The organism is Pseudoxanthomonas sp. LjRoot204_2 (assembly GCF_056175765.1).
In genome coordinates, this window is the sequence record NZ_JBGFFG010000284.1 from 1 (window position 1) to 4387 (window position 4387).

Annotated in this window: 5 protein-coding genes; all 5 read right to left on the minus strand. The window is 64.4% G+C overall.

The window, feature by feature from the left end:
- The coding region (locus AC04L7_RS13040) for an NADH-quinone oxidoreductase subunit M (protein WP_475513154.1) at nt 1-692 on the minus strand (692 nt) is incomplete at its 3' end.
- Nucleotides 693-750: 58 nt separating this feature from the next.
- A complete protein-coding gene (nuoL, locus tag AC04L7_RS13045; RefSeq protein ID WP_475513155.1) occupies nt 751-2982 on the minus strand; it encodes an NADH-quinone oxidoreductase subunit L in 2232 nt (743 codons plus the stop codon).
- A gap of 16 nt (nt 2983-2998) precedes the next feature.
- Complete coding sequence (nuoK, locus tag AC04L7_RS13050) at nt 2999-3304, minus strand: NADH-quinone oxidoreductase subunit NuoK (protein WP_056881218.1); 306 nt, start codon at nt 3302-3304, stop codon at nt 2999-3001.
- On the minus strand, nt 3301-3954 hold the full coding sequence (locus AC04L7_RS13055; RefSeq protein ID WP_475513156.1) for an NADH-quinone oxidoreductase subunit J: 654 nt from the start codon (nt 3952-3954) through the stop codon (nt 3301-3303). Before AC04L7_RS13055 ends, nuoK begins: the two co-directional genes overlap by 4 nt.
- 10 nt (nt 3955-3964) lie before the next feature.
- Nucleotides 3965-4387 (minus strand): NADH-quinone oxidoreductase subunit NuoI (nuoI, locus tag AC04L7_RS13060; protein WP_475513157.1); only part of this gene is annotated, 423 nt, incomplete at its 5' end.

Below are 4387 nucleotides of genomic sequence, written 5' to 3' on the forward strand. Positions count from 1 at the left end.
AGCCAGGTGTGCACCGGGAACATGGGGATCTTGACTGCGAAGGCGATCAGGAATGCGAAGAACAGCCAGGTCTGCTCCTTCGCGCTCAACGGCATCGCGTACAGGTCGGCCAGCTGGAAGCTGCCGCCCTTGATGTACAGGTACACCAGACCGACCAGCATCAGCACCGAGCCGAGGAACGTGTACAGGAAGAACTTCAACGAGGCATAGATGCGGCGTGGTCCGCCCCAGACACCGATGATCAGGAACATCGGGATCAGCATCGCTTCGAAGAACACGTAGAACAGTACGGCGTCGCTGGCAGCGAAAATGCCGTTGGTCAGGCCTTCCAGGATCAGGAACGCCGCCACGTACTGCGCCACGCGCTTGTTCACCGAACCCCACGCACCCGCCAGCGTCAGCATCGTGATGAGGGTGTTGAGCAACAACAGCGCCACCGCGATGCCGTCGGCACCCAGGTTGTAATGGATGTCGAAGCTCGGGATCCACGCATGGGTCTCGATGAACTGCAGGCTCGGATTCGCGTAGTCGAAGCCCGTCAGCAGGCCGATGCTGGCGACGAACGTCAGTACCGCGACCGCCAGGCCCAGCCAGCGCGCTGCGCCCGCGCGGGCGTTGCCCACGGCGAGGACCAGCGCACCGCCCAGGATGGGCAGCCAGATCAGAACACTAAGCAGGGGCCAGTTCGACACGTTGTGTTATCCGTTGAGTTCTTCGCCAGGACGCTCCGCACGGGGCGGCGCCAGGTCGTTACTGCCAAAACCTGATGATCACGCCCAGCAGCAGGATCAGGCCGATGATCATCGCGAACGCGTAGTGGTACAGGTAACCGGACTGGGTCTTGCGCAGCAGCTGCGCGCCCAGGTCGACCAGCCTGGCGGTGCCGTTCACCGCCGCACCATCGATCACGTGGCTGTCGAAGGCGCGCGACGCCTTGCCCAGCTTGACGCCACCACCGGCAAAGCCGTTGATCCACAGGTGGTCGGCCCAGTACTTCTTGTCCAGGATGTTGGTCAGGAAGGCGCCCAAGGCACTGTGGCGCATCCTGCCGGGCAGCTCCGGCCTGAACAGGTACAGGAAGGTCGCCAGGGCGAAGCCTCCGAATGCCAGCCATAGCGCTGGCGTTTTCACGCTGTGAAGCGCGAAGTTGATTGCACCGTGCCACTCCGGCAACAACGCCATCACCGTATCGCGCGGCGACGTGGCCAACGACGGGTCGAGGCGAAGGAAGTCGATCGCGCCCTGGAAGAACGGCGTCACCCCATGATGGGCATCGTTCCAGGCCGTCCCGAACAGCATCGGACCGGCGGTGAACATGCYGATCAGGATGGACGGAATCGCGAGCAGTACGAGCGGCACCGTCACCACCCACGGCGATTCGTGCGGCTCATGCGCACCGTGATGGTGGCCATGGTCGTCGTGCGCCTCAGCGTGCGCGGCGTCGTGCCCGTGGTCGCTGTGCCCATGGTCGTCGTGGGCATCCCGGAACCGCTCCTTCCCGTGGAAGGTGAGGTACAGCAGGCGGAAGCTGTAGAAGCTGGTCACGAACACGCCCAGCAGCACGGCCCAATACCCATATGTCGCGATCCATTCGCTGGGGCCCTGATAGCCCTGGGCCGCCATCACGCCCATCTCGGACATCTTTTCGCCCAGCTCGTGCGCCACCTCGTGATGGTGGTGCGCGGCTTCGATGATGACGTCCTTCGAGTAGAAACCCGAGAAGAACGGCGTGCCGACCAGCGCCAGCGTGCCGATCAGGCTGGTGATCCAGGTGATGGGCATGTACTTGCGCAGGCCGCCCATCTTCCGCATGTCCTGCTCGTGGTGCATGCCGATGATGACCGAGCCGGCCGCCAGGAACAGCAGCGCCTTGAAGAAGGCGTGCGTCATCAGGTGGAACACGGCCGCCGAATAAGCCGACACGCCCAGCGCGACCGTCATGTAGCCCAGCTGCGACAGCGTGGAATACGCCACCACGCGCTTGATGTCGTTCTGCACGATGCCGATCAGGCCGGTGAACAACGCCGTGGTCGCGCCGATGAACAACACGAAGTCCAGCGCCGTCTGCGACAGCTCGAACAGCGGCGACATGCGCGCGACCATGAAGATGCCGGCGGTCACCATCGTCGCGGCGTGGATCAGCGCGGAGATCGGCGTCGGGCCTTCCATCGAGTCCGGCAGCCAGACGTGCAGCGGCACCTGGGCGGACTTGCCCATCGCACCGATGAACAGGCAGATGCAGGTCAGCGTGGCCATGGACCAGATCACGGGCTGGTCGAGCAGCTGCGTGGTGTGGCCGAACAGGGTCACGGCACCGGACCAGACCGGCACTGCCTTGCCTCCGAGCAGCGTGGCGTTGGCGAACACGGTGGCGTAGTCCAGCGTGCCGAACATCAGCAGCACGCAGCCGATGCCCAGCAGGAAGCCGAAGTCGCCCACGCGGTTGACCAGGAAGGCCTTCATGTTGGCGAAGATCGCCGTCGGGCGCTTGAACCAGAAACCGATCAGCAGGTAGGACACCAGGCCCACCGCTTCCCAGCCGAAGAACAGTTGCAGGAAGTTGTTGCTCATCACCAGCATCAGCATGCTGAAGGTGAACAGCGAGATGTAACTGAAGAAGCGCTGGTAGCCGGGATCTTCCGCCATGTAGCCGATGGTGTAGACATGCACCAGCAGCGACACGAAGGTCACCACGACCATCATCATCGCGGTCAGCCTGTCGATCATGAAGCCGACATGGCCGGTGATGCTGCCCACCTCGAAGAAGGTGTACAGGTTCTGGTTGAACGGCGACGCACCCAGCGCCACCAGCTGGTACAGCACCCAGCACGACAGCGCGCAGCTGGTGGCCACGCCCAGGATGGTCGCGGTATGCGCGCCGGCCCGGCCGACGAAACGCCCGAACAACCCGGCGATGATGCTGCCCAGCAGCGGCGCCAGCACGATGGCCAGCAGCACGTTCTTGGAGAGGAGGACTTCCATACCGGTCATCGGTGCATCAGCCTTTGAGCGTATCGACTTCGGCCACGTTGATCGTGCGCCGGGTGCGGAACAGGGTGACCAGGATCGCCAGGCCGATGGCGGCCTCGGCGGCGGCCACGGTCAGGATGAAGAACACGAAGATCTGGCCGGCGGCATCGCCCAGTTCGCGCGAGAACGCGACGAAATTGATGTTCACCGAGAGCAGCATCAGTTCGATCGACATCAGCAGCACGATGACGTTCTTCCGGTTGAGGAAGATGCCCGCCAGGCTGATGCAGAACAGCACGGCGCCGAGCGCCAGCAGGTGGCCTACGGAAATCATGCCTTGCCCTCCCCTTCCGCCGGCGCACTGGCCGGCGTTTCGCGCACCGGTTTCTCGGCCGGCATCGACACCATGCGGATGCGGTCGCGCGCCTTGACCCGCGACTGCTCGCCCGGGTCCTGCGTCTTGATGCCGGTGCGCTTGCGCAACGTCAGCATCACCGCCGCCACCACGGCCACGGTCAGGATGACGGCGGCGAACTCGAACGGCAGCAGGAACTCGGTGAACAGCGTGCGCGCCAGCCAGGCGGTGTTGGACACCTCGGCGGCCGCAGCGGCGGCGTTGTCGGCGAGCGGCACGGCCATCTTAGCCTTGATGCCGATCAGCACGAGCATCTGAGCCAACATGACCACGGCCACCAGCAGGCCCACCGGCAGGAACCTGACCCAGCCTTCGCGCATGGCGGTGACGTCGATGTCGAGCATCATCACCACGAACAGGAACAGCACCATCACCGCGCCCACGTAGACGAGGATCAGCGCCACGCCGAGGAACTCCGCGCCCACCAGCAGCCAGATGCRGGCCACCGAGAAGAACGTCAGGATGAGRCACAGCACGGCATGCACCGGGTTGCGCACGCTGATCACCGCGCCGGCGGCGACGACCGCGACGGTGGCGAAGGCGTAGAAACTGATCAGAACCCAATCCATTCTTCGGACCTCAGCGGAAAGCGGCGTCGGCGGCGCGGCGCTCGGCGATCTCGGCTTCCAGCCGGTCCCCGATCGCCAGCAGCTGCGGCTTGGTGACGATGTTCTGCCCGCGCTTGTCGAAGTGGTACTCCAGCACGTGCGTTTCCACGATCGAGTCCACCGGGCAGCTTTCTTCGCAGAAGCCGCAGTAGATGCACTTGAACAGGTCGATGTCGTAGCGCGTGGTGCGGCGGGTGCCGTCCTCGCGCGGCGCCGAATCGATGGTGATCGCCAGCGCCGGGCACACCGCCTCGCAGAGCTTGCAGGCGATGCAGCGCTCTTCGCCGTTCGGATAGCGGCGCAGCGCGTGCAGGCCGCGGAAGCGCGGCGACTGCGGGAACTTCTCCATCGGGTACATCAGCGTGTACTTCGGCTTGAAGGTGTACTTCAGTGT

Excerpts from the sequence above, each read along its gene's own strand:
- nuoK (WP_056881218.1), bottom strand. The coding sequence starts at position 3,304 with ATGATTTCCGTAGGCCACCTGCTGGCGCTCGGCGCCGTGCTGTTCTGC.